Origin of the sequence: Hyphomicrobium sp. CS1BSMeth3 (assembly GCF_900117415.1) — a bacterium.
Classification (GTDB): Bacteria; Pseudomonadota; Alphaproteobacteria; order Rhizobiales; family Hyphomicrobiaceae.
The window spans coordinates 283,382-304,667 of the sequence record NZ_FPEI01000005.1 but is presented as its reverse complement, the minus strand read 5'-3'; the positions used below and the strand labels follow the sequence as shown (position 1 = coordinate 304,667).

General features: G+C 60.4%; 21 protein-coding genes and 1 tRNA gene. 6 read left to right on the top strand and 16 right to left on the bottom strand.

Going from position 1 to position 21,286, the window contains the following annotated elements; translation table 11 throughout:
• Nucleotides 1-248 precede the first annotated feature (248 nt).
• On the top strand, nucleotides 249-1,724 hold the full coding sequence (locus tag CS1BSM3_RS10570) for a tyrosine-type recombinase/integrase (RefSeq protein ID WP_072387025.1): 1,476 nt from the start codon (nucleotides 249-251) through the stop codon (nucleotides 1,722-1,724).
• A gap of 79 nt (nucleotides 1,725-1,803) precedes the next feature.
• Here the strand turns inward: CS1BSM3_RS10570 and CS1BSM3_RS10565 are convergent, their stop codons facing one another.
• A complete protein-coding gene (locus CS1BSM3_RS10565; protein ID WP_083528502.1) occupies nucleotides 1,804-2,580 on the bottom strand; it encodes an eCIS core domain-containing protein in 777 nt (258 codons plus the stop codon).
• 418 nt (nucleotides 2,581-2,998) lie between these two features.
• Here CS1BSM3_RS10565 and CS1BSM3_RS10555 point away from each other — a divergent pair, with 418 nt between their 5' ends.
• A complete protein-coding gene (locus tag CS1BSM3_RS10555; RefSeq protein WP_072387019.1) occupies nucleotides 2,999-3,661 on the top strand; it encodes a DUF4339 domain-containing protein in 663 nt (220 codons plus the stop codon).
• Between the two features lie 91 nt (nucleotides 3,662-3,752).
• Here the strand turns inward: CS1BSM3_RS10555 and CS1BSM3_RS10550 are convergent, their stop codons facing one another.
• Both CS1BSM3_RS10550 and CS1BSM3_RS10545 read right to left on the bottom strand, forming a co-directional pair.
• Complete coding sequence (locus tag CS1BSM3_RS10550) at nucleotides 3,753-4,757, bottom strand: DUF4062 domain-containing protein (protein ID WP_072387017.1); 1,005 nt, start codon at nucleotides 4,755-4,757, stop codon at nucleotides 3,753-3,755.
• 22 nt (nucleotides 4,758-4,779) lie between these two features.
• Entirely contained in the window at nucleotides 4,780-5,073 is a 294-nt protein-coding gene (locus CS1BSM3_RS10545; protein ID WP_244540476.1) for a hypothetical protein, read from the bottom strand.
• 128 nt (nucleotides 5,074-5,201) lie between these two features.
• Between CS1BSM3_RS10545 and CS1BSM3_RS10540 the strand changes: the two genes are divergently transcribed.
• From CS1BSM3_RS10540 to CS1BSM3_RS10530, 3 genes are read left to right on the top strand one after another with little or no spacing between them, the layout of a single operon-like run.
• On the top strand, nucleotides 5,202-5,774 hold the full coding sequence (locus tag CS1BSM3_RS10540; protein ID WP_143149146.1) for a hypothetical protein: 573 nt from the start codon (nucleotides 5,202-5,204) through the stop codon (nucleotides 5,772-5,774).
• A complete protein-coding gene (locus tag CS1BSM3_RS10535) occupies nucleotides 5,771-6,580 on the top strand; it encodes a hypothetical protein (protein WP_072387013.1) in 810 nt (269 codons plus the stop codon). Before CS1BSM3_RS10540 ends, CS1BSM3_RS10535 begins: the two co-directional genes overlap by 4 nt.
• Nucleotides 6,581-6,587: 7 nt before the next feature.
• The gene (locus tag CS1BSM3_RS10530) at nucleotides 6,588-7,253 is read left to right on the top strand and encodes a hypothetical protein (RefSeq protein WP_143149145.1); all 666 of its coding nucleotides are present in this window, start codon (nucleotides 6,588-6,590) and stop codon (nucleotides 7,251-7,253) included.
• A 23-nt stretch (nucleotides 7,254-7,276) separates the two neighbouring features.
• On the opposite strand, the gene CS1BSM3_RS10525 is transcribed toward CS1BSM3_RS10530, so the two are convergent.
• From CS1BSM3_RS10525 to CS1BSM3_RS10490, 9 genes are all read right to left on the bottom strand, one after another.
• The gene (locus CS1BSM3_RS10525) at nucleotides 7,277-7,558 is read right to left on the bottom strand and encodes a hypothetical protein (RefSeq protein ID WP_072387009.1); all 282 of its coding nucleotides are present in this window, start codon (nucleotides 7,556-7,558) and stop codon (nucleotides 7,277-7,279) included.
• 67 nt (nucleotides 7,559-7,625) lie between these two features.
• Nucleotides 7,626-8,873, bottom strand: coding sequence for a helix-turn-helix domain-containing protein (locus CS1BSM3_RS10520; protein ID WP_072387007.1), 1,248 nt, complete (start codon nucleotides 8,871-8,873; stop codon nucleotides 7,626-7,628).
• Nucleotides 8,874-8,979: 106 nt separating this feature from the next.
• A complete protein-coding gene (locus CS1BSM3_RS28235) occupies nucleotides 8,980-9,141 on the bottom strand; it encodes a hypothetical protein (RefSeq protein WP_174263671.1) in 162 nt (53 codons plus the stop codon).
• Nucleotides 9,142-9,745: 604 nt separating this feature from the next.
• Complete coding sequence (locus CS1BSM3_RS10510; protein ID WP_143149144.1) at nucleotides 9,746-10,183, bottom strand: hypothetical protein; 438 nt, start codon at nucleotides 10,181-10,183, stop codon at nucleotides 9,746-9,748.
• Nucleotides 10,170-10,373, bottom strand: coding sequence for a hypothetical protein (locus tag CS1BSM3_RS27945; RefSeq protein ID WP_143149143.1), 204 nt, complete (start codon nucleotides 10,371-10,373; stop codon nucleotides 10,170-10,172). The genes CS1BSM3_RS10510 and CS1BSM3_RS27945 overlap by 14 nt, the downstream gene beginning before the upstream one ends.
• Before the next feature lie 45 nt (nucleotides 10,374-10,418).
• On the bottom strand, nucleotides 10,419-13,730 hold the full coding sequence (locus CS1BSM3_RS10505; RefSeq protein WP_143149142.1) for a hypothetical protein: 3,312 nt from the start codon (nucleotides 13,728-13,730) through the stop codon (nucleotides 10,419-10,421).
• 578 nt (nucleotides 13,731-14,308) lie between these two features.
• Complete coding sequence (locus CS1BSM3_RS10500) at nucleotides 14,309-16,096, bottom strand: virulence-associated E family protein (protein WP_083528501.1); 1,788 nt, start codon at nucleotides 16,094-16,096, stop codon at nucleotides 14,309-14,311.
• 103 nt (nucleotides 16,097-16,199) lie between these two features.
• The gene (locus CS1BSM3_RS10495) at nucleotides 16,200-16,424 is read right to left on the bottom strand and encodes a helix-turn-helix transcriptional regulator (RefSeq protein ID WP_210188768.1); all 225 of its coding nucleotides are present in this window, start codon (nucleotides 16,422-16,424) and stop codon (nucleotides 16,200-16,202) included.
• Between the two features lie 514 nt (nucleotides 16,425-16,938).
• Complete coding sequence (locus tag CS1BSM3_RS10490; protein WP_072386999.1) at nucleotides 16,939-17,418, bottom strand: hypothetical protein; 480 nt, start codon at nucleotides 17,416-17,418, stop codon at nucleotides 16,939-16,941.
• A gap of 241 nt (nucleotides 17,419-17,659) precedes the next feature.
• Here CS1BSM3_RS10490 and CS1BSM3_RS10485 point away from each other — a divergent pair, with 241 nt between their 5' ends.
• Nucleotides 17,660-17,929 (top strand): DUF1488 family protein, encoded by a 270-nt coding sequence (locus CS1BSM3_RS10485; RefSeq protein ID WP_072386997.1) that lies wholly within the window; start codon nucleotides 17,660-17,662, stop codon nucleotides 17,927-17,929.
• 29 nt (nucleotides 17,930-17,958) lie between these two features.
• On the opposite strand, the gene CS1BSM3_RS10480 is transcribed toward CS1BSM3_RS10485, so the two are convergent.
• The 4 genes from CS1BSM3_RS10480 to CS1BSM3_RS10465 all read right to left on the bottom strand — a co-directional run bounded on the left by CS1BSM3_RS10480 (nucleotide 17,959) and on the right by CS1BSM3_RS10465 (nucleotide 21,242).
• Complete coding sequence (locus tag CS1BSM3_RS10480) at nucleotides 17,959-18,441, bottom strand: helix-turn-helix transcriptional regulator (RefSeq protein WP_072386995.1); 483 nt, start codon at nucleotides 18,439-18,441, stop codon at nucleotides 17,959-17,961.
• Between the two features lie 152 nt (nucleotides 18,442-18,593).
• A tRNA-Phe gene (locus tag CS1BSM3_RS10475) sits at nucleotides 18,594-18,669 on the bottom strand.
• Between the two features lie 79 nt (nucleotides 18,670-18,748).
• Nucleotides 18,749-19,402: a polymer-forming cytoskeletal protein gene (locus CS1BSM3_RS10470; protein ID WP_072388067.1), complete on the bottom strand. Its 654-nt coding sequence runs from the start codon at nucleotides 19,400-19,402 to the stop codon at nucleotides 18,749-18,751.
• Nucleotides 19,403-19,724: 322 nt separating this feature from the next.
• Nucleotides 19,725-21,242 (bottom strand): sensor histidine kinase, encoded by a 1,518-nt coding sequence (locus CS1BSM3_RS10465; RefSeq protein ID WP_348532896.1) that lies wholly within the window; start codon nucleotides 21,240-21,242, stop codon nucleotides 19,725-19,727.
• Nucleotides 21,243-21,286 lie beyond the last annotated feature (44 nt).

The following is a 21,286-nucleotide window of genomic DNA, read 5'->3' as shown; positions in this document are numbered from 1 at the left end:
CGAACCACCGACACTGCGATTTTCAGTCTTAAGGTGTGATCATTTCGGGTCCGAACGACGCGTTCCAGCTATCATGCAATGTACTAGCGAGCCGACGTAGCGATATGATTCAAAAGGATTGATTGCAGAATCAACCCGAGTATTTATTTGATCCGTGTCCCTCGTTCGGGCTTGAAAGGATCGACCGAATAACCCATAAATATCCCATGGATTTGTCCACGTAAGTCATTGATCTCTTGGGGGCTGACATGGGGCGCAAGGCCGCGAACGTCGCGCCGTTCAACGATCTAGCTGTTAAGCGGATCATCAAGGGCGCAGTCGGGAAAACTCAGCAGGAATGGCGCTTTGAGGGCGTCCAACGTTTGGTCATGGTCACGCGCCCGACGGGCTCGGCGACCTTTTACGTCTTCTATGTCAACAGACACAAGGACCGGCGGAAGCTGCGCCTGGGCGACTACGAGCCCGATCATTTCCCACTGACCAAGGCCCGTTCGCTGGCGTTGGAGCACATCGCCGCGATTGATCAGGGCGCGGACCCCGTCGCGGAGAAGGCCGCCAAGGCCGAAGAGATCACGTTCAAGGCGCTCGCCGAGAAGTGCCTCGCAGAGCATCCCGACTTAGCCGATACAACTAAGATCGGTTACCGGTACTCCCTCGAGCGCGACGCCTTCCCCAAGATCGGAAAGCTGCCGGCCTCCGACGTCACGACGGATCACGTCGTGGAAATCTGCAAGGCCATCGAGGCTAAAGGGGCGCGTGTCCAGGCCGACAGGACCAAGGCCGCCATTGGTGGCGTCTATCGCTGGGCGATGCGCCAGCGGCTTGCGAAGTCCAATCCTGCGAAAGGCATCGGCCGGCGCGCTTCGAACATTCCCCGCGCGCGGACGCCAACAGACGCCGAGATGGCGGCTCTGTGGAACGCTGCCGACAAGCGCATCAGCGAGCCCGGCAGAGGCCTCGGTCCTCAAAGGCTGCGCAAGGACGGAGAGCCGTACAAAGTTGGCAAGCATCACAAGGCCACACAATCGGTCGGCCTCATCCTTCAGCTGGCAATCGTCACAGGGCAGCGCCGAACGGAAGTCGCTGGCGCCCGACTGTCCGAGCTTCAGGGGCTTGATACGGACAATCCCGTGTGGGTGATCAGCGGCGACGTGAACAAGCGCGGCAAGGTCATTCAGGGCCGCACGAAGAATGGCCGCGAGCAGCGGCTGCCGCTCAGTTGGCAGGCGGTAGCTCTCTTCCGACAGGCAATCGCGATCAGGAAAGAGCGCGCCGCCCTGGATGCGGCAAAGGGCTATCACGACGCGCCGTCGGCAGCCGGTGACTGGATCTTTCCGGCAGACGCCAAGCGCCAGCGCAAAGGAAAGACGCCGCGCACGTTTCACATCAACGGAGAAAGCGTCACGCGCGCACTCATTGAGCTGCGCTCATCGATCAAGGTAGAAGGCGTAGACGTGTCCGACGTTAGCTTGCACGACTTCCGACGCGCGATCAGCAATTGGCTGAAGGACCAAGGCGTGTCGCGCGAGGTCCGCGACCTAGTGCTCAATCACTTAGACCCGTCGGTGACGGAGCGGCATTACTCGCAGTCGGCACGTATGGAAAGTCAGGTCCGGGATGCGTTGGCGGCTTGGGCAGATCATGTGTGGAGCGTTACGGGGCAGGTTCAGCCGGAGCCCGTGAAGCCGGCCGACAACGTGATCCCGATGGCGAGGCGGGCTTAGCGGACTGATAAGCCCTAACGGGTAGTTGGGAGAGCAGCAGCCGGAACACGCCGAGCTGCTGCTCAGCAAAAGCGCTATCTTATCTTGCGAAACCCCAGATTGGTCCTCTCGGGCTGGGGCAGTAGCACTGAGCGCCAATAGGCACGCCAACCCCCATCAGGCAGTACCCAAAGGGTGTGGTGCAGGAAGCCGCTGAACCTTGCGGAAATGAGGGGAACGCCGTCGTTTGGTGCTGCGGAGCTGGAGGCCATGGGGCCGGCTGCTGTTGAGCGCGGGCAGCAAATCTGTTCTGAGCGTCGTATGCTTCGTTCTCGACCGAGTTCCAGCTTCGCAAATACCGGATCGTGAAATCGCGCGTGCCCCAATTCGCAAATTGCTCAACGTGCTTAAGCTCATGGGCCCAAAGAGTCGGATTATAGTAAGCGTCGTTGTGGTTCTTGAAGACTATGACGTCGATTAGCGTCACGGCTGCGGCGCTGCCGTACCTGATCGATAAATTGGCCAAGTTGAAAACGCCGGGATCGCCGATCTTAAATCGCGCTCTGTTCAAGATCGCGTCGCTGTAGAATCCCGCGAGCTGCTGACGAATATGTGGCGGGATCGGCATTGAGCCGCGCGAGGCATCAGCACGAGATCGATTCAGCCAAGCTTCAAATGCTGGCGACCCTGCATTCGCTTGAGCCTCAATCCGCATCCGATCGATCTCACGACCGGCATTGCCGATCTCGCGGCCGGCATTTCTGACTATCCGCCTCGGGTCTCTTAGATCGCCGATCGGATCCCAGGCTGCTACCGGTTCGACGTTAAATGTGGAAGTCGCGATTACGCCAATAAGCGCGGCCAAATAAACTCGCATCACAAGTCTCCATAGCAATACACTCAAGAAAGGCACGTACACTATCGACAGCACAATAATGTAGAAACGCTAGCACGAGAGCACCACGCGAACAAGCTGAGCCCGACGGGCTTGACGGGCCGACACCAGACAGCACAACCTGCTGCCTTCGATTGATCCATTATTTCATTCGCTCGGGGGCACCATGCAAGTTGACCTCTACACCAAGTCTGTGCTGACCGTGATTGCGGTCGCGCTCTGTGTCATTGCCTTCCGTGGGGCGTACGCTCCGACGGCGGCCGTAGCGCTAGGTAGCGGATGCGGTAGCTTCCGCCACGACCCCTGCCACATCAAAGGCTCCGTGGACATCAGCACGCCAATCCAAATCGACACTGGCCGTGTTGGCCTTCCGGTTTTCATCATGCGTTAGGCCAGTGCTATGAATGGCGATTGGTACTACGCGACGGACGGCGATGCCGTCGGGCCCGTCACGCTTAGCGATCTCGAGCGAATGGCCCGTCGGGGCCAGCTGAGGCGCGAGCATCTTGTGTGGACTGCGAGCATGTCAGGCTGGGAGCCGGCCTCATCGATCGCGGAACTATGGCCCGCACCGCCTCCGCTTCCACCAAGGCCGCAACCGACGCCGACAGCGTCCCAAGCCCGCGACGCGGTTCCGTCTGTCGCGCGCCCAGCCAGCGAAGAAGGGTTCCAGCATATCGGCGTCCGCCACGTTGAAACCGCCGACAGCTGGCCGGTGCGCCATTGGCAAGGCGATCTGCCGTTGTGGAAGGCGTATTGGCTTGTAGGTGTGCTGCTCAGCATCGCCTATGGAGCGCCATTCAACGCCATGTTCGTATGGCTGGAAAATCAGCCGTTCTCACGCGATCAGGTGCTTACGATTGTGCTCAGCAGCTTGGCGCTCTTAACCGCAGTGGGCGTCTGGCAGCTTGTCGGCATCTGGCGCTCTGCCGGCAATCACATTCATTCGACGAATGGCGACTGGCGGCGCTTCTGGTCCGTGCTCGCTCGCATCATGTGCGTCTTAGGCGGACTGAAGATTGCGGCAAGCGTAGTCATGGCGCTCAATGCGATTGCCTCCTAGCGCCGGCTCATCTCCGGGCTGTTAGTCAGCGTCTGCAAGAACGCGTGCTCGTGCTGCCATGATGCGAGCTGTAGGAACTTTCCGCTCATCTTCAGATCGTCTCGCCTTTTTTCTTCGCCCTCAGCCGCATCAGATAATTCTCCCCGAACGGCGTGAGCTGCCAGTAAGTTTTCCTGTCGCTCGGCACATGCTTGATTTCGCTCTTGCGGATCAGTCCCAGTGCGTTGAGCTGGATGATAATCGTTTCAAAGGACTCAACTGCAATCTCCACATCCTCGGGGTCTGGTGTACTTTCTACCTCATCCCCGTAGTGGCAAATTTCCGAGGCCAGACGCTTGCTAAGGTCTTCTTCCGCAGCTTCCCTCAGCATCATCGGGCCTATCTCATAGAATATTTGGTCCCATTTCAACGGGACCTCATCAATCTCCCAATCGGCCGCAAAGTACTCTCTCTGCTTGTACGAGACCAAGAATTCGTCTGCACCTTGCGCATATTGCTCGGTGCCCGGGGGAGGCGCATAGCGGGCCGCCGAAAGAGCCTTTTTAAGCTCTTCGATTTGCAAATTTAGCTCGTTCAATCGCATGGGATCGCCGGACAGGCTCGCCCTCACCCATCCCTCTTGGGGATTGCGTTTGGTCTCGGCAGACACGGCCTGGAGTACTCTCGTCTCAAGGTTATCTGCCGTGCTCCAATATTTAACGTGGCGGCCCGTCTCAGCCTTCTTGCGAAATTCGGCGAGTTTGCGTCGAGCGGCATCACTCTGGTCAGTCTTCCCTGACTCTATCTTGTCAGGGTTCTCGTGAAGGAAGGCCAATACGGGCTTGCCTGATGAGACAGCGTAGTCGAATTCTTTCTCAGTGTAGCTCAACCCCTCTTCCGTCGTGCTGCCATAGCGGCCGCCGATTACGAGAACGTAGTAGTCGCTATCGTCGATGACGCCGCGAATGAGCGTCCATTGGTCTTCGTTGGAAGCAGGGAACAGCGCCATGCCCGCGGGAAAGTGATTTAGATTGAGCAAGGCCTGCGACACGGCCCTGCGCTCGTCCAAAAGATCCGCAAAGGTGGAGCTGACGAAGATCTGGTAGCGCCTTTCCATCCCGCCCCCCCAAGGCACGCAATCATCGCTTCTTCGCTAGCCACGTTGGCCGCGTCTTTGGATCAATCCATTCGCCTCCGAACTTGCGATGGAAGCGCTCCGCGTGCTCGCGCTCAGCGAAGCAGAACACGTTGTAGTATGAGTCGTCTCGGCCGAAGACGTGACCGCGCGGACAGAGCGACAGCCCCTCGGCATCAATCCAGTAGTGCACCGTCACGTAGTTGCGTCCGCGAATGACGCTTTCATGCACGGCCACCTGATGCGGCCAGCCGCTATCGATCATGCCCTTGCTCAGCTCGCCCTTGCGTCTAGACATGGTGCGGGAAACTAGCGCAAGCGCACAGGGAGTCAAGAACATATAAAGAACATTGATGCCGCCACTGCACACGAGTAATGTACAAGTCGACGAATCGCACAAACAAAACTAGCGCGACGGAGTCGAAGATGACCGCCGACGTTTGGACATTTCTCGCGGGCGGCGCAAGTGCTTTGCTCGTAGCTGTCGCCACTCAGGCTCTGACCATGTGGCGGGAAGTCCGTGGTCGCAAGTCCGAGTGGGAGCGCGATGGGAGATACTTGGCCATTCGCTTAGTCTGCATCCTGGACCGGTTCGTCAATGAGTGCTGTTCAGTGGTTCAAGATGACGGCATCTTTGGGGAACACGGTGAGCGAGAAGGCGCGGCTGCTTCCCCAGATTATAAGCCTCCGGCCGACGTCGAGTGGCGTAGCTTCACGCCGGAACTGATGTATCGATCCCTAAGCTTCGTCGACGACATTGAAGCGGCTCGGCACGAAATTCGGGAAGTGCAATTTGAAGTCTCGACCCCGCCGGACCACGACGAATTTTTTGAAGAGAGGGCAAGCCAGTATGCGAAGTTGGGGCTGAAGGCTCTTAAGCTCGCGGAGGACTTGCGATCTGCTTACAGCATCCCAAAGCGCGAACACCAAGCCGTTCAAGCAATTCTAGCGCGAGGAACAAAGAAGATCGTCGGGCCAATACCGGTGATCAGCAAATGACATTGAGTACCGCCGATCCGGCAAAGCTCCCCAAGAGCGACGCACTTCCGACCGCGCTACGACTTGGCTATGTGCTCACGGTGATCTGGATTGCGTGCGTAACTTTTTACACATGGAGGCTCGCACCAACGTCAATTTGGAGTCTCAACCCCAACGAACTCGGCGACTTCGCAGCTGGCGCTGCTGCGCCGCTTGCGTTCCTTTGGCTTGTCGTTGCCGTGTTCCTGCAAAAGGAAGAACTGGCGCTCCAGCGACGCGAACTCGAACTGAGCAGAGAGGCACTTCGCGACCAAGCGAGAGAGACCGGTAAGCTGGTAGAGCAGAGTACCGCTTCAGTGCTTGTCGCGACACAGGCTCTAGATGAGCAAAGAAGAAAGGGATCGGAAGAAGAGGGATGGGCCGCTGTAAGCGCATTTGAGGCGATATGCCGCGAAACCAGTGAAAGAACCTGCATCAATGTATTCGGGCTCAAGCATCACTTACTCAGAACCCCAAGCTGGCAATCTAGCATGCACGCGGATGCGTTCTTTTCGGTGCTAGAGACGCAACTCCGCTACCTGCTGGAGCATCGCTCAGTCGCAAGGTTGGTCGGCCATAGAGATCGAACGCTGGCCTATGGGCGAGTGGCACTTTCCACACTTCGCCAAATTGTGGATGCGGCCGATAGAAACACGAGCGCGCCATTCGCCAACAGAGTCGAGTTCTGGCAGGTGCGCCAGAGTTTCGAAAAGTTAGAAGCGGTTCTAAGTTGGGTAGAGCTTCAGCCTGACGGCGACCCAACTCTTAAGCTTGTTTGGGCGGACTAGGTAGCGAATGGTTGTCGGCAATCCGATCACGTTGAGGGAATGGCTGGAGAGCGCGTCGCTTCCTGCATTGGCTACAATGACGCTTGTGTACGCCGGAAGTACCTTCCAACTCGGGTATTTTGCGATTGTAGGTGTGGACTTCCTTTCGATGGCGGGCGTTGCCGATTGGATATTCTACGTCAGCATTGAGGGCACGATCCTGCTGACCATTAGCGCGATAGTTGTCTCTTTGCTGTACCTCCATCGGGGGACCAGGGCACAGAAATCAGAACTCATCAAATATTTTGGGGGTGCGCTCATTGTTCTGCTGTTCGTGGGCATCTCTGTGAAAGTGCGCTCGCCTGAGCCATTCATCGTCCTGCCATTTGTCTTCGCGTTTTACTACTTTCTTTCAGAGACTGCGCGAAGCTGGATATGGGAGAAGAGGATCGGCTGGGTTGAGCTGGCGATGCCGGTCGCTGCCTTCGGACTGCTGAATTTCGCTGTTGGTGTAGAGTACGCGAGATTTGGCGGCCGTCAGTGTGTCATCGTGAATGCAGCTGGCGATAAGGAAGACGTGAGGTATCTGCGGAGTCTGGGAGACGGACACTTGTTTCGGCGAGACGGTAGAACCGTATTCAGGGCCAGGAGCGCTGTAGTGGAAATGGACTGCAAAGGGTGGGTGAGAAGCTAGAGTTTCGACGGCCACGGCGATCTTCATCGCCGTCTAGGCGCTCCGCGCCTCTTCCGCTTCCGCAGGGTCTCGTACGCCGCAAGCTCATACCGCAGCACTTCTAGGACCATGCGGCCGTTCTCGTACACGTCCGGCTCAGCGTGCTCGTCGGTCCCCTGCTTGGTCTCAAGCTCCAAGAGCGCGTCCTCGAACAGATCGATCCCGTTGCGCTCCGTGATCATGTTCCTGTCGCGCATCAGCACGAGCAGCTTGCGAAGTAGCGTATGGTGGGCGAGCACAAAGCCCGCGTTGTCAAAGACTGACATTACAATGATCCTCTAATGAAATGGGCGCCCCGTCAGAGGCGCCCGAAGGGGTCAATAACGAAACCGCCTAAGCGACCGCCAAGCTGACAACCGTGCCACGTCTGCCGGTGCTCAGGTTGACGACGCCCCGGCTGCTCAGATCGTGCAGCACTTCATTGGCGCGGCTCTTTGAGACGCCGAGACGCTTGGCAATGCCGCGCTGGCTGCTGGAGATCCGGCCGCCATTGCGCTGCAAGAGGTCGACGACGTTGCTGGCAGGGCGCTTGCGTCGGTGTCCGCCCTTCGGTCCGGTCGGGCCCTTCGGAGGCGTCCGGGATTTGCCGTTGGCCGGTGTCCGCTTTTTGCCTGCAGTAGCTGTCCTCTTTGCAGCGACTGTTGGTGCGACTTCGGTGTCCGGTTTCGCTGTCTGTTGGGTGTCAGAAATGCCCGGATTTAGCGGGTTTCTGGCGTCCGCCGTCTGTTCGGGCCGGACATCGGGCCCGACGGGCTCGACAGACAACGGACCGGACGCGCCGGCCGGCCTATTTCCGGACACTCCGGCGTCCATCGACCGGACAACCACGACGCCCAACGCGCTGCCAAGCTCGAGGAACAGCACGGGGATCAGCAGCAGCCAGGGGCTGAGCCCGTCGGGGCCGACAGCCCATCCCAGGGCGCCCAGATACGCAGCGAGCGCAGCAGCTAGCGGGTCCGCGTCCTTGACGGCCGGCTGAGCATCAGCCGCAGCCGGTGCCGATCGAAGGGCGGCCTCCAGCTCTGCACGCCGCTTCGCTCTGGCCGCTTCAATCTCAAGATCCGCAACGGCCCTGCACGTGTCTCTCGATATGGGCCCATCGATTTTCTCGCAGCCGTTGGCGCCTGGAGTGGCCTTCAGCGCTTTGATCTGGCTTTCTAGGCCATCACGTGCCGGCAGCAGCGTAGCTAGCTCGGCTTGTGCGCGTTCCCTCTGAGATTGGGTGGACTTGGCAGCGTCTAGCGTCGACTGCCGTGCGGCCGTCTGATCGCCGCGCGATGCTGCGGCTAGTCCAAGCTCTGAAGTGACAGAGTAGACAATCGCGACAACTGCGAGCAGCGCGCACGCGGCGCCTCGCAAGAGCTGCCATCTGCCGAATGCATCGAGTGCGGCGGAGACGGCATACGGTTTCAGGATCTCCCCGCCCAATGCGGCTGTGGCGAAGATGAGGCCGATGAGTTGGTGAGTGTGTGAGCCGACGACGTAACCATAGAAGGCGCCGAGCAGCGCCGAGGCTGTAACGAGCAATGTAGCGCCAGCACACACTAGAAAGTGCGTCAGCGCCGTGGTAAGCGAGCACATGGGATCGTCCTCCAGACAGGATGGTTCAAGAGCCCCGGACCACGGTTGCAGCCGTCGTTCGGGGTTCGCTCTTTTGTGGGACAGCGTGTGGTAGGGTTGCGGTCTGTTAGCGTGCGAGGGCGGTGAGCGCCTTCGTGTGCTTCGCGAGATTGGCCATGAAGGCGTTGTGGGCCTTCACTCTGCTGGCGACGTAGCGCGCCTCTTCTTTGGCCTTCTTGGCATCTTCGGCCAGCCGCCGCTTCCAATGGCGCTCCAAGAACTTCGGCAACTGCCGCTCCATGGCGAGCGTTGGGCCCTCTCGCAAATGACTGCCAAGTCCAACCCAAAACGGCCGTAGCGCTTCGTGCACGATGTCGGACTCCGCGATGGAGATCGGCCATGCCTTGATGAGGCGTAGGCAGCCCCCGGCCTGATCTTGCGCCAAGCGCTCATACGCAGAGGCGAGTTCGATGTACCTAAAGTGGCCATTCCCTGCCTCGTCAGCAAGGAATAGCCCGAGCCCGCTGGCCTTGCGCTCGTGCTCATATTTCGAAGCGTCGATCTTTGGGGCGTCCGGCTTGGCGGTCTTCGTTAGGGCACTGCTGGCTGCCGACTGTTTGGCCTTTTTGGGTCTCTTGGCCGTCGTCTGTTGAGTCCGTCGGGCAGTTTTGCGAGGCGATTTAATCTTAGCCATCTGAAAATTCCTTCCCGGTGAGAAACGCTAGCACCAGCGAATCACTTGCACGCGATTTGGTTTCCGAGAAATTAACGAGAGAATATTTAGATCGGCATGCATTTACAAGAGAAATCGCCGCGCGCATGCATTTTAGCGAGGGCCCGTATACACACCCCAATAAAGCAACGTTTCGGACGTTGAATTGACGCTCCGCACGTTATTCCGTGGCGAATGTCGTTATTCTAACTCGGGTCGCCTTTGGGATAACTTCTATTTTCTCGACACCGTATTCTTTCCGCAAGTCTTCAATGGTCCCGGCCTGGACCATTCTCTGCATGCGGACCCTGTAAAGCGCCTCGATGAGATGGTTCTCTTCCTTCTCGGCCAGCTGCGCAACCTTCCACTCCGATCGCCACCGAGCCCAGAACCTTGAGTTCTCCCGGATGCGCTTAATGGCTTGTTTGAACTCAGGATGCCGGCCAGCCCAAAGGGAGAGGGTGCTAGGAGCGACGCCGAAGTGTTCGGCGGCCTCTGTTATCGCAAAGCCTCTCCGGCCAAGCTCAAGCGCGGCTTCCACGAACTCTGGGCGATACTTACTAGGCCTTCCCTTCTGGCGCGGCTTGCGCCGTCGTCTCTTACGCTTAATCTCTGCCACGCTTCTTGCCTTTCGCGAAGAATTCCTCGGCATCAGCGGCCGACTTGAACGGCCAATAGGATTTTGATCGCGGTTTCCGAGTAGGCGGCGTGGCGTGCTCTTTGGGAGAATGCTCGCTCGTTACCCGCTCCAGGGCTGTGGCGTTGGATAGTTTGTTAGAAGGCTCCAGCCCTTTAGGCTTGGTGTTCATTGATCTGATTTCCTTGGGAATGGTCTTAGGTGCTAAATGTTTGTGTTAGTCGTAAGCTATGCCGAGAATGTCCTCTCCAATTCGCTGTTGGGCTTCGTCGAAAATACCGCGAAACAGGATGTGGTTTTGGAACGGTGAAGTTTCGCGAAGTGTGCGAGCGTCCTTCTTGGTGAAGTCTCGATCATCCGCCGTGTGCTTGGAGACACTGACCCCGAATTTGATCAGGTCCGAGGCCTGGCTGAGCGTCGGGCCCATCAATGTTTGCAGAGGGTCACGATCAAGCCAGCGCCCGCGCGCTTCGATCTGGCGAGATTCGTCCTCAAAGGCGGCTTGTAGCGTGCGTGTCGTGCCTACGCCGCCCAGACGCTCCCATATGTTGTTGCCTTGGCCGAAGAGGCCGAGCACGGCCGAGCGATCGATGCCGCGTGCGAGATGCTGCCCCGGGTTCTCTATGAGTTTCTGCACGTGCTTGCGCTGCTCTTCCGGAGCGTGCGCGTCGCGAGCAAGGGCATAGAGGTATTCGGCGAACCATCCGAGTGCGACGGCCGAGCCCACGCCCGTGTAGATCCGCAAAGCGTCGGCGCTGAACGGTCCGTTCGCGAGCAAGCGCTGTTCCGACAGCGTGAGAGTGCGCAGCGCATGGCTCATCAGGAACGATTGGAACTGAAAGACCAGCGACGCGAGCGGATTTGAGAAACCGAGAGCCTTGTCGCCCGTTCTCGGTCGGATGATCGTGCTCGCAACATCTTTGTTGAGCGCGCCGGCCATGAGGCGAGCGGCTTCCGTGTCGCCCCAATCGCTGATGGTCGCCCATCGCAGGAAACCATCTGTTAGGGGCTCGCTCTGGGAACGCCACGCCGCGCCGATGCGATTGATTGCGGGCTGGTCTAGGCCGAGGTGAGCCATAAACGTCTGTTCGCTCTTGGCGATGTTGCCCCATCCTTTCTCTGAGGCCTCCAGGATGCGGTCGAGCATGGACCGATACGCGACCCTGCGCATGGTGTCATTCCAGGTGACGGCGAAGTTGGAGATTGAGTAGACGCGGGCAGCCTTGGATACGAAGCGAGTGACCGGCGTTGCGGCGCCTTGCAGCGGTGACATGAGGTCCGCGTTCGCGGCCATGCTGGCGTTCGTCGCCCACTCGACGGCCGCGCCTAGGCGCTTTGCCTCGTTCGCAACTTCGGTGCCGTTGAGCCCGTCCAGCTTCGCCACCTTTAGGAAGCTCTGCCCGACGTTCTGAGCAAAGCGTCCCGGACCGTTGCGGATGATGATGTTGGCCAAGTCCGGCAGCGAAGATAGACCAATGTTCCCCATCAGCCGCATCACTTGGTAGGTCTTCACTACATTGATTGAGTTATTCAGCGTGTCGTGCCAGCGCGTGCGCGGGTTGAAGCGGTCCGTGTGCATGACCGCATCTCGCAGGTTGCGCACCATCGAGACGACGCGTTCGCCTTCTGCGTTGATCGCTTCGCGCTCGGCGGCATTCTTGGCGACGCCGGCTAGCTGCTCATACTCGGCTTTGAGTTTTGGAATGACGCTCGCCTCAAGCGACGGGTCAGGTTTGCCGGCGGCCGTCTTGAAGCGTTTGGCCATCTGTATCGTCGGCACGGCTTGTCTCAAGAAGATGTCCATTAGGCTCGTGATGCTCTGCTCAATGAAACCATGCTGGGCAAGCACAATGTCCGGGACGGGGATGACGCGCTCGGCGAAGGGCGATCCGCCAGCGAGGAAGCCGCTGGAGAAAGCGCCTTCTTCGTCGATCTTCCCGCGAGTGATGGTCTTGAAAGACTCTCGGGCGAATGATTTGGCACTGCGCCGCAGTCCCGAAATCTGTTGCGGTGTGAGCGTCTGTCCGGCTAGCAGATTGGCGCGGGCTTCGGCCAACAGCTGATCAAAGCGATGCTGCTGCACGATCGACTTGAATTCTGTGCCTTGCCCGTCCGCGCCGCTGACTTTGTGGACAATGTACTTGCGGGGGGCGTAGCCGTGAGCGCCCATCGGTGTGGCCGGCACGTCGATGCCCGCAGCTTTAGCCTCGCGCACGATGGGGTCAATCAGCAGCTCTTTGACCGATTGCGCCGCCTTGGTGACGCCCGCGTTACCCTTCGGATCGACGTAGCCGTTACGCACTGCCGTATCCACAGCCGCGTCGAACTCCTTTGCTGAGCCGTTGAAGCCAGCCTGTCGAGCCTGCGCATAGAAGCTGTCACCGAAGCCGGCCTTCCGTTTCACTTCCTCTTTGAGTGAGCCGCCCAGCATCTTGTCTCGGAAGGTCGCCCAAGCTCCGATAAACGGATCAATCTCGGTGGTCGCCGCGATCGGCGTGGCTTGGCCCTTCAGGTTCTTGTTCAGGAGTACGGGAATCTCAATGATCTGTTGGACGGCCTCTCGCGCCACGGCGCTGTTGCTGCGCTTGAAGACGAAGTCGATAGGATCGAGATAGCGAGCTGAAAACTGGCCGACGAAGCGCGGACCGATCGTGCGAGCCCATTCGAGCGGGCCGGCCGTTGATCGTGCGTTGTCCTGATAGAGCTGTAGGCGCTCTTCGGCCGCCGTGAGCGCGTCGAATGTTTTATTCTGCTCGGCTTCCATCTTCTTCGTGGGCTTCCGGCCGGCGGCGATGCGCTGCGCGATCACGTCATTGATGGCGTCGTGAGCCGTGCGCGCATCCGTGACCAAGCGTTCGCTGTAGTTCGGGCCGGTGAGCCAATCCGTCAGAGCTGCCTTTGCGCGAGCGCCGACGCGTGCGGCCTCGCCGCTGGTCACGAACTTCGCGCCGCTGCCCAGAACGCCGCCGAGCACGACAGCACCGCCGACGGTTGCGAGGCTTTCGTCTAGGGTCCGCAGCTTCTGCGTGGCGTGCAGGCCCGCCTCGGTACCGGCCGCAATCGTGCCAGCCGCTGTGCCGTACTTGACGCCCGTCGCAGCGATGCCGGTTCCGAGCCGACCAAGAAGGGGCAGCTGGCCGCCCGGGAGGGCGGCGAGCAGGAGCGTCGGCGCGTCCAGGATGCCGGCAGCGAGTCCGGCTGGGATGGCCGCAAACAACGAAGCATCCCGCAGCACTTCACGGTCTGCCTGCTCGCGCTCGAGCTGGCTTTTGATGGCGGTGAACTGCCCTCGGGTCCGCACCTCTAAAAAGTGGTCCTCCAGCCCCCACAGCTGGTTCCGGTCAAGCTCGTCTAGAAGCTCGTCGGTCGTGATGGGGGTCGGGTCGGAGGGGAACAGCCGTTCCCGAAGGATCTCGGATGAGGCGGCCGACGCCACCAGATTGTACTGCCGGAAGGCTGCCCCCATGAGGGAGGGCTCGGCGGCCGGACCGGCCTGGGGCGAGGGTGCCGGGGTACCGTCCACCAGCATGGCGTAATCATCGCCGACGGGCCCGACGGGCAAGTCACCGAACTCCCCCCATCCAATGGCCTCTTCCCGTGCAGCTGGGAGTCCGCTGGCGGGCAAATCACGGTCGGCTGGGGTGGGAGGACTCGACGACGGCTGCCGAGTCTGTACGGCCTTCCCTGACGGCCTACCGGGGCTCGGGCCCGTCGGGGTATTTGAGGGCGTGGTTTGAGGGGTGTTTGACGACTCTCTCGTAGAGAGAGTCATTTCCGTGGGTGAATTGCCCGACGGGGCAATCGCAGTTTCAGTCATGAAAGCTTGTCCAATCTATTGGCCGGCCCTACTTGGGCGGGCAATTGCCCTACTCAACCCGACCTCCGTCGGAGAAGTGGGGCAGGGAATTTAATAATTAAATCAATGGATTACCCTACCTGCCCCACCTGCCCTACCTGTTTGCCCACATAGGGGGTTTGGGGCGGGTGGCCCGGCTGCCGGTGGCCGCTCACCTACCGTGTACCCTTCCATACCTTTTACCCCTTATTAGGTAGGGTAAGTAGGGCAGTAGGTAGTAAGCCACGGAAAGTGCACCATTTTCTTCTGCCCTACCTCGGTTCGGTAGGTAGGGCAGGAGGTAGGGCAGGTAGGGCAGCGGTGTCAGCCGTCCGCCGTTTGCCGGACGTGAACTGGACGACCTTTTCCGGGCCCGACCCTACGTACCGGTCCTTCCGGATGTCCCCGCCGGGCCCGACGGACCAGACGTATTCGCTGCCCTCACCGACGCGCTTCTCATAGAAGTAGACGCGTTGGCCTGCGATCGTCCGCCGCTGCCTTTGCCAGCCGGGGATCTGTGCCATGGCTCGGCCGATCGACGTCTGAGCGGCCCGGTTCCGACGGTCGATTTTGTCCCTGCCGAGCCCAATCATCGTGAAGAGCGCGTCCATGGTGATCTCGCCGCCATCGTCGCCAAGCTCGGCGGCAATCGCCTCACAGATTGGATCGCCCATCACGCGTTCGCTCTGCTCGCTCGCTGCGTCCGACCAGAGCTTTTCCGGCAATTGGATTTCGGCGCCTTTGGCTTCGCGAAGGGCTGCTTCCACCCATAGCTGCGGAGCGTCCTCGGCAAGCGTCTCGAGATTGATGCGGCCGACTTTGACGGGCCAGAAACGTCTATTGCCCGTCGGGTCCACTAGGTACTCAGAACTATTCGTCGTGCCGATCATCACAAACTGGCGCGGCACGTGTGAAGTCTCGCGCCCATACGCTAGCCGGGCAGAGTCCTCGATGCGCGACAGCATCGCCTTGACGGCTTCGACGTCACGGTTATTGCCACGAAGTTCCGAGATCTCGACAATGAGCTTACTGCGCGTCGCCTCGATGACGTTCCTGGTCTCGGCGCCTAGCTGCAAGCCGTCTTCAAAAAGACCTGGCCCAACAGCGTTTGCGAGAATGCGCGCCAGCGACGACTTGCCGGCGCCCTGCTCGCCTTCAAGAATAAGGATCTGATCGAACTTCGTGCCGGGCTTGCGTACGCGGCGAACGGCGGCAATCAGCCAAAGTTTGCCGAACTCGCGGTTCAGCTCAGTATCCTCGGCGCCGGCATAGTCGATCAGCCATGTATCAAGGCGTGGCGTCTTATCCCATTCAACAGAGTGGAAGAACTCTTTGACCGGGTTGCGGGCGTTCTGTCGGGCGATCTCGCGGACGACGCTGCTGAAGTACTCGATACTCGGCTGGAGGCCCATGCGGTCGCCGCGAAGCCACAGCGCGCTGATCGCGTCGTCATCCAGCTCGTCGAAGCTTTCAAACCCTTCGATATGGTTGCGGCCGGAGAACTCGTTCCGCCAGACGGTCGCGCCGATGGTCCGCAGTAGCCAAGCGATGTTCTTCTGTGATTTGGGACGGGGCGCGTTTGAGGTCGGCGCCATTGTGTCCGGCCAAGCGACTGCATCCGTCGCGGTGTTCCGTGCGGTCTGATGCAGAGTCTCAACCAGCTTCGGAAGAGTGAGCACGGCCTGGGGATTGCTCGCGCGCTCTTCCCGCCAGAGAGCCGTCAGCTCTTCGGGAGCCAGCTCGTCGGCCCCGACGGGCAATTGATCGACTGCCCATCCGAGGAAGATCGACTGACCGGCCTCATCGTGATCCGGTCCGAAGTACCGTTGAAGATGATTGGCAACCGCTTGGCGGCTAAATCGGCTCTCGCTGCTGATGGTGTTAAGGACCGCGCGAATGTCCGTCGGCTCGTTGGGGTTACCCGTCGGGCCCATCGAGTATTTCAGTTTGGGCGGGTATCCATAATCCGACGGGCCATTATCCCCGGCCCCGGAATTATTTTCTCTATTCTCAATTTCCTCATTGACTTCTGGAGTATCCTGCTCTAAATCTTTAAGCATCTGAGTTTCCTTTTGCCGATTATCTCGAGATGCTGCTCGAGCCGGCAGACAAAAGACTAAGCCCGCCGCTTTCCAGAGTGGCGGGGTTTTTTATTCCAGGAGGTTAGGCTGCGGCCCAAGTGACCGGAGGGCGGCTTTCGAGCCATTTCAGAACCTCGGCCTCACGCCAAGCGATGCGCTTGGGGCCCATCTGGTAGGGGTTGGGAAAATTGCCGGCCTTCGCAAGCTGATAGACTGCGAAACGGCTAAGGCTGGTCATGTCGCATACGGCTTTGGCGCCGATCATCCGGTTAGCAAGGCCGATGCGGTCTTCGGTGGAAAACGTCATTTCTCAATCTCCGTGGATGAAACGCACAAAAGGCGTCCGCTCGGCAGAAACGCCGTTCGTCGCTATATCTCTGTGCCTGGTTTGCTGGTTTGTGTCGGAGCCGGCCGATATGCCCAATGGCAAAGCCTCTCCCATATACAAATCAATATAAGCGGTCGCGTCAGAAAAATCAATAGAAAAGTCAAGGAATTATAACGATAGCGCACACCGTATTTCATGAAGCGCGCAGCTTTTGATTTGAATAGACATTCTCCTGTCTGTCGGGACTTCCAAGGTAATTACCCACGACAAGCCGGGAAAAAATTTTGAGAGCGAGGCGGGGGAAAATTGCTGGTGCATATGCAAGGATGGATCTGGGAATAGCGAGCCGGTTCACTCCGCATTCCCTCATATCTTTGAAGCGACTTCTTTGGGGGAGGTACGGGGTAGGGTCCGCGTTCAGGCGCGAATATGGGACCCAATGTGCGCAGGCCGTCTGTTACCCGATGGGCCCGGCGCCACTACGCTCGAGGCGCTAGCCGCGATCCGACTGCCTAAAGCCTTCTGCTATCCAGGCCGTCAGCCCGACAAGCGCGACGTACGACAGTGCAACGACTGCCGAGTACGTGAGCGTCCAGAAAAGGCCCTCCAGCAGCTGATCTACCGCGTTGGTGTCACTTCTCCAATACCAGCTGTAGTCGCCGAATTCGCCCTCCACTCGAATGAAGCTATTGAAGAGCAGCACGACTGCTGCGGCGGGCAAGATGACAAGGCCGAGCCGCTGAAAGCCAAGCTGCATTCGACCCAACATCCAGGCGATAAACGCAAAGATGTTCGCAAACACTGTGAGAGTGGAGAGAATGACGGCGCCGATGGCCGCGCCTTTGATTGCGTCCGGCGGCTGCTCGCCGACGGGGTAGACAAGAAGCATGCTGCCGACCAGCAGCGCGCAGAAGGCCAGTATGGCCGCCGAGCAAAGCAGGAGCGCGCGGTGTTCGCGGATGTAATTCTTCATGGCCGCACGACGCCTCTGAAATGACCCGATGGATGAATGCAGCCATCACTGGCGCGGCGCGGCGACGCCCGCAAGCATCCATGGTCACGTTATGCACGCTGTCCCCCGACGGGCCCGTCGGCCAGCTCGCCATGAGCAGATCTCTCGGCCGGTCGCTGATTGGGCCAAGGTCAAGATCTTACTTATTGGCCCAATCACCGCACACTAGCCGACACGCACACTAACGTTGGAGCACGCTGCCATGCCTTTGACGCGCGACCCGACCTCTCCTGTCGTCCCTGACTTTCATGCGGACGGGCTGCGGTTCCGAATGGTCGACGGTGACACCTCGATCTCCATTTTCGTCAGCAAGGAAGCCTTGCGCGACCGTTCGGGAGAGGACGGCAAGGACCAGCGCAACCTCACGGCGCGCTTCCACGACTATCGGAGTGAGATCGAGAGCATCGCCTCGAGGAAGTACGAACGCGGCGAAGCTCCCGTCACCGTCAAGTCGGCCGATTTGGCTCGTTAGGCTGCCGGGCCCTTCGGCTCAGACGGGCTCTAGTGAGGCCGACGCGACCCTCTAGCCGTCTCGGCAATGCGCTCTTGCCATTCCGCGATGTCTTTCGAGAAGTACGCCACGCGGCGTCCGCCGAGCCGTACGCGCTTCGGCAACTTGCCGCTCTTCTCGGCACGCTTGAGGTAGGACAGCGAAACGCCCATCACTTCCGCTGCCAGCTTCGGCGACAACATGAAGTTTGGAGGCGGCAAGGCCGGCTTGGGTGGCTCTTCGGTGCGGCGAGCGTTGCTGTCCTCGGTGATGCGCTCGCCGAACATGCGGAACCACGCCTCGTCCAAAGCTGCGACTTCAGCAGATGTCAGCCGGCGGCTGCCCTCCGCCATGCTGATCAGCTCTCGCGGGCTCAACATGCTGAAGTCCGGCTGACTCATATGGTCGGCATATTCGGCTGCCATCTGGTCAGCTTTGACGCGCGCGCGTGCAATCGTAGCGGCCAGCGAGCCGCCGTCAGTATCCGCAGACATGTATGAATCCCCTCAGTGATCGTATTACCTAATCAGGTGGGGATCACTAAGAGTCGCAGCAAGAGGGGGCTTTGCGTCGGCGATAACCCATGGATATCCCATAAGGCGTTTTCCGCCGTCACCGCTCAGTCCGAATTGTTGTGGATTTTCAATGGTGCCCAGGGGCGGAATCGAACCACCGACACTGCGATTTTCAGTCGCATGCTCTACCAACTGAGCTACCTGGGCGTAACGCGGCAGCTCTCGAAGCCCCACGCAAGCCGCGACCTTATAGGTGCTGAGCGGGACGCTGTCCAGCACCCAAGCACTACTTCGCCAGAACCGCCACCTTGACCGTCTGAGCAGCCCCGGACGCAGCTCCGGCGCCGTCCACGACCACCACGTCGAAGCTCGCCCGATTGCCGGCCGAGCCATCGTGCACGAACAGGACGCGCCCGGCTTCGATGTCAGTCTGCTTGAAGGACGTCACGGCTTCGCGCGGCGCGTCGGACATGGCGACCCAGCCGCCTGTCGGGCTCGTCACGGTAAAGGTGAGGGCATCGGCGCCATGGTCCGGGTCGATCGCCATGAGGTCCATCACCGTTACGACGACGGACTGGCCGCGCGAAACCACCAGCTCGAGATCGCCCGCGATCTCGGGCGGAATGTTGCGCAGCTCGGCCGAGAGGTCTCCACCGGCTTCGAGCGAGATGCTGCCGTAGCGGATGTCGCCTTCGACGACGCCCGTGCTGGTGATCTTGATCAGCCGCTTGACGATGGCCTCGCCCTGCAGCGTGCCGCGGACCTCCGCCGTGTCGGCCTTGAGCTTCCCGGCGATCCGGCCCCCTTCATGGACGCGCAAGTTCTGCGCCGCGATGTTGCCCTCGACGTAGCCATAAACGTCGATCGCGCCGGCGTTGAGAATCGTGCCCTTGATAATGGTATCGCCCTGAATGAGGGCGTCGCGGCGTTTGTCGGCCACAAGCTTCTCCCATGTCATCCCCCGCCCGCGGACGGGGCGCCGCGCCGCTCGTCCGCAATCAGGGTGATGCTAGTGGGAGCGGGTGGCGGAAGCGAGGCATACGTTCTGAATATGGTTGCCGCGGCGGGGCTAGTGTGACGATCGAGAAATTCTCTGCATCCCGCGGCGCGCTACGGAGCGAACTTCTCGATCTGCACCACACGAGCAAGGCTATGATTCCAGTGTCCCTTTGACGCCGAAGTTCGTTCAGGACGCCAGCAGCGATATGGGGCGAACCCGCGGAAGCGGGACACCAGGGCGCGTCTCGCGCAGGGCCGCTGGCTCAGGCGGGCTTGCCGCGGTCGGGGAGCTCGATCTCGAAGACGGCGCCGCGCCCGGCCGTGTTGTCGACGAGGCGGAGCTCGCCACCATGCGCGACCACGAGCTCGCGCGCGATGGTGAGGCCAAGACCGGTGCCACCCTTGCGTGCCGATCCCTGGAAGGCCTGGAAGAGGTGGACACGCGCCCGCTCCGGCACGCCCGGCCCGGTGTCGCTCAGCCGGATATGCGTCGCGCGGGGCGTGCGCCACGCAGCAATGGTGATCGTGCCCGGACCGTCCCCGCGGTGCGCCTCGATGGCCTGCAGCGAGTTGCGCACGAGGTTGGACAGCACGCGATAGAGCTGGTCCCGGTCCGCATCCACGATGACGGCCTCATCGACCGCAACAGCGAGCATGACCCGTGTCGACGGCGACAAGCCGAGCCCATCGCCGACCTCCTCGGCCAGCGAGCGCAAGGGAATGAGCTCGCGGCGCGGTGCCGGCTCCTGGGCGCGACCGAAGCGCAGCGTGTCGTTGCAGAAGGCAATGGCGCGGTCGAGGGAGGCAATGAGCTTCGGCGCAAAGCTCTGCACGGTCGGATCGGGGCTCGACATCAGGCGGTCGGAGAGAAGCTGCGTATTGGCGAGCAGGTTGCGCAGATCGTGATTGATCTTGCTCACGGCGAGGCCAAGCGCCGCGAGGCGGCTCCTCTGATTGAGCAGATGATGCAACTCGGACTGCATGTGGGCGAGCTCGCGCTCGGCAGTGCCGATCTCGTCTTTGCGCTCGGAAGGGGAGATGATCCGGCTCGCATCCTCCGGGCGCTCCGTGAAGTGCTGCATGTTGGAAGCGAGGCGCAGCATCGGGCGGACGAGCAGCATGGTGAGTGCGTAATAAACGAGCGCCGCGGTGATAACCGAGATGATGATCGACAGAACGAGGATGTTGAGGCCGAACTTGAGCATGGCCGCCCTGAGCGGGGCCTCGGGCAGCACGACCTCGATCAGCACGCCCGCGCCTTCGTGCGGGAGGCCGATGACGCGCAGCGTGCGGTCGCCGTTGGAGAACAGGACCGCGACGGCATCCCATACCTGGCTCGCCCGCCGGCTGAAGCTCGAGATCATGCCGTCCGGTCCCTGTGGCGACAGGTCGTACGTCGCATCGATCGCCGGCATCGGGTCGGAGGCGAGAATGAGCTGGCGCTGGTCATTGCGCTTGAGCGCCACGGCGCGCACCTGGGCGGTGCGAAGCAGCTCGTCACGCAGGGCCTGAGGCACGGCGCCTTGGGGAGAGGCCTCGGCAGCAAGCGACGCGAGCTGCGCGGAGCGGAGGCGGTCGGTCAGCCAGTTGACGCGATAGTTCGCGACCGAGGGCACGAAGATCAGGATTTCGGCCAGCATCACGAAGAGAATGGTGAGGATGAGCAGCTTGCCCGGAAGGCCGAGTTTCTGAAGGCGAGACTTGACGCGCGCGGCTGCGGCACGGCTCCGGCTCGGGACCGCGATGTCCACGTCCACGGGATGCTCGACCTTCTGGTCCAAACCTCGCGTCCCTTCTTGGACCGTTTTGCAAAGCACACGCCGAC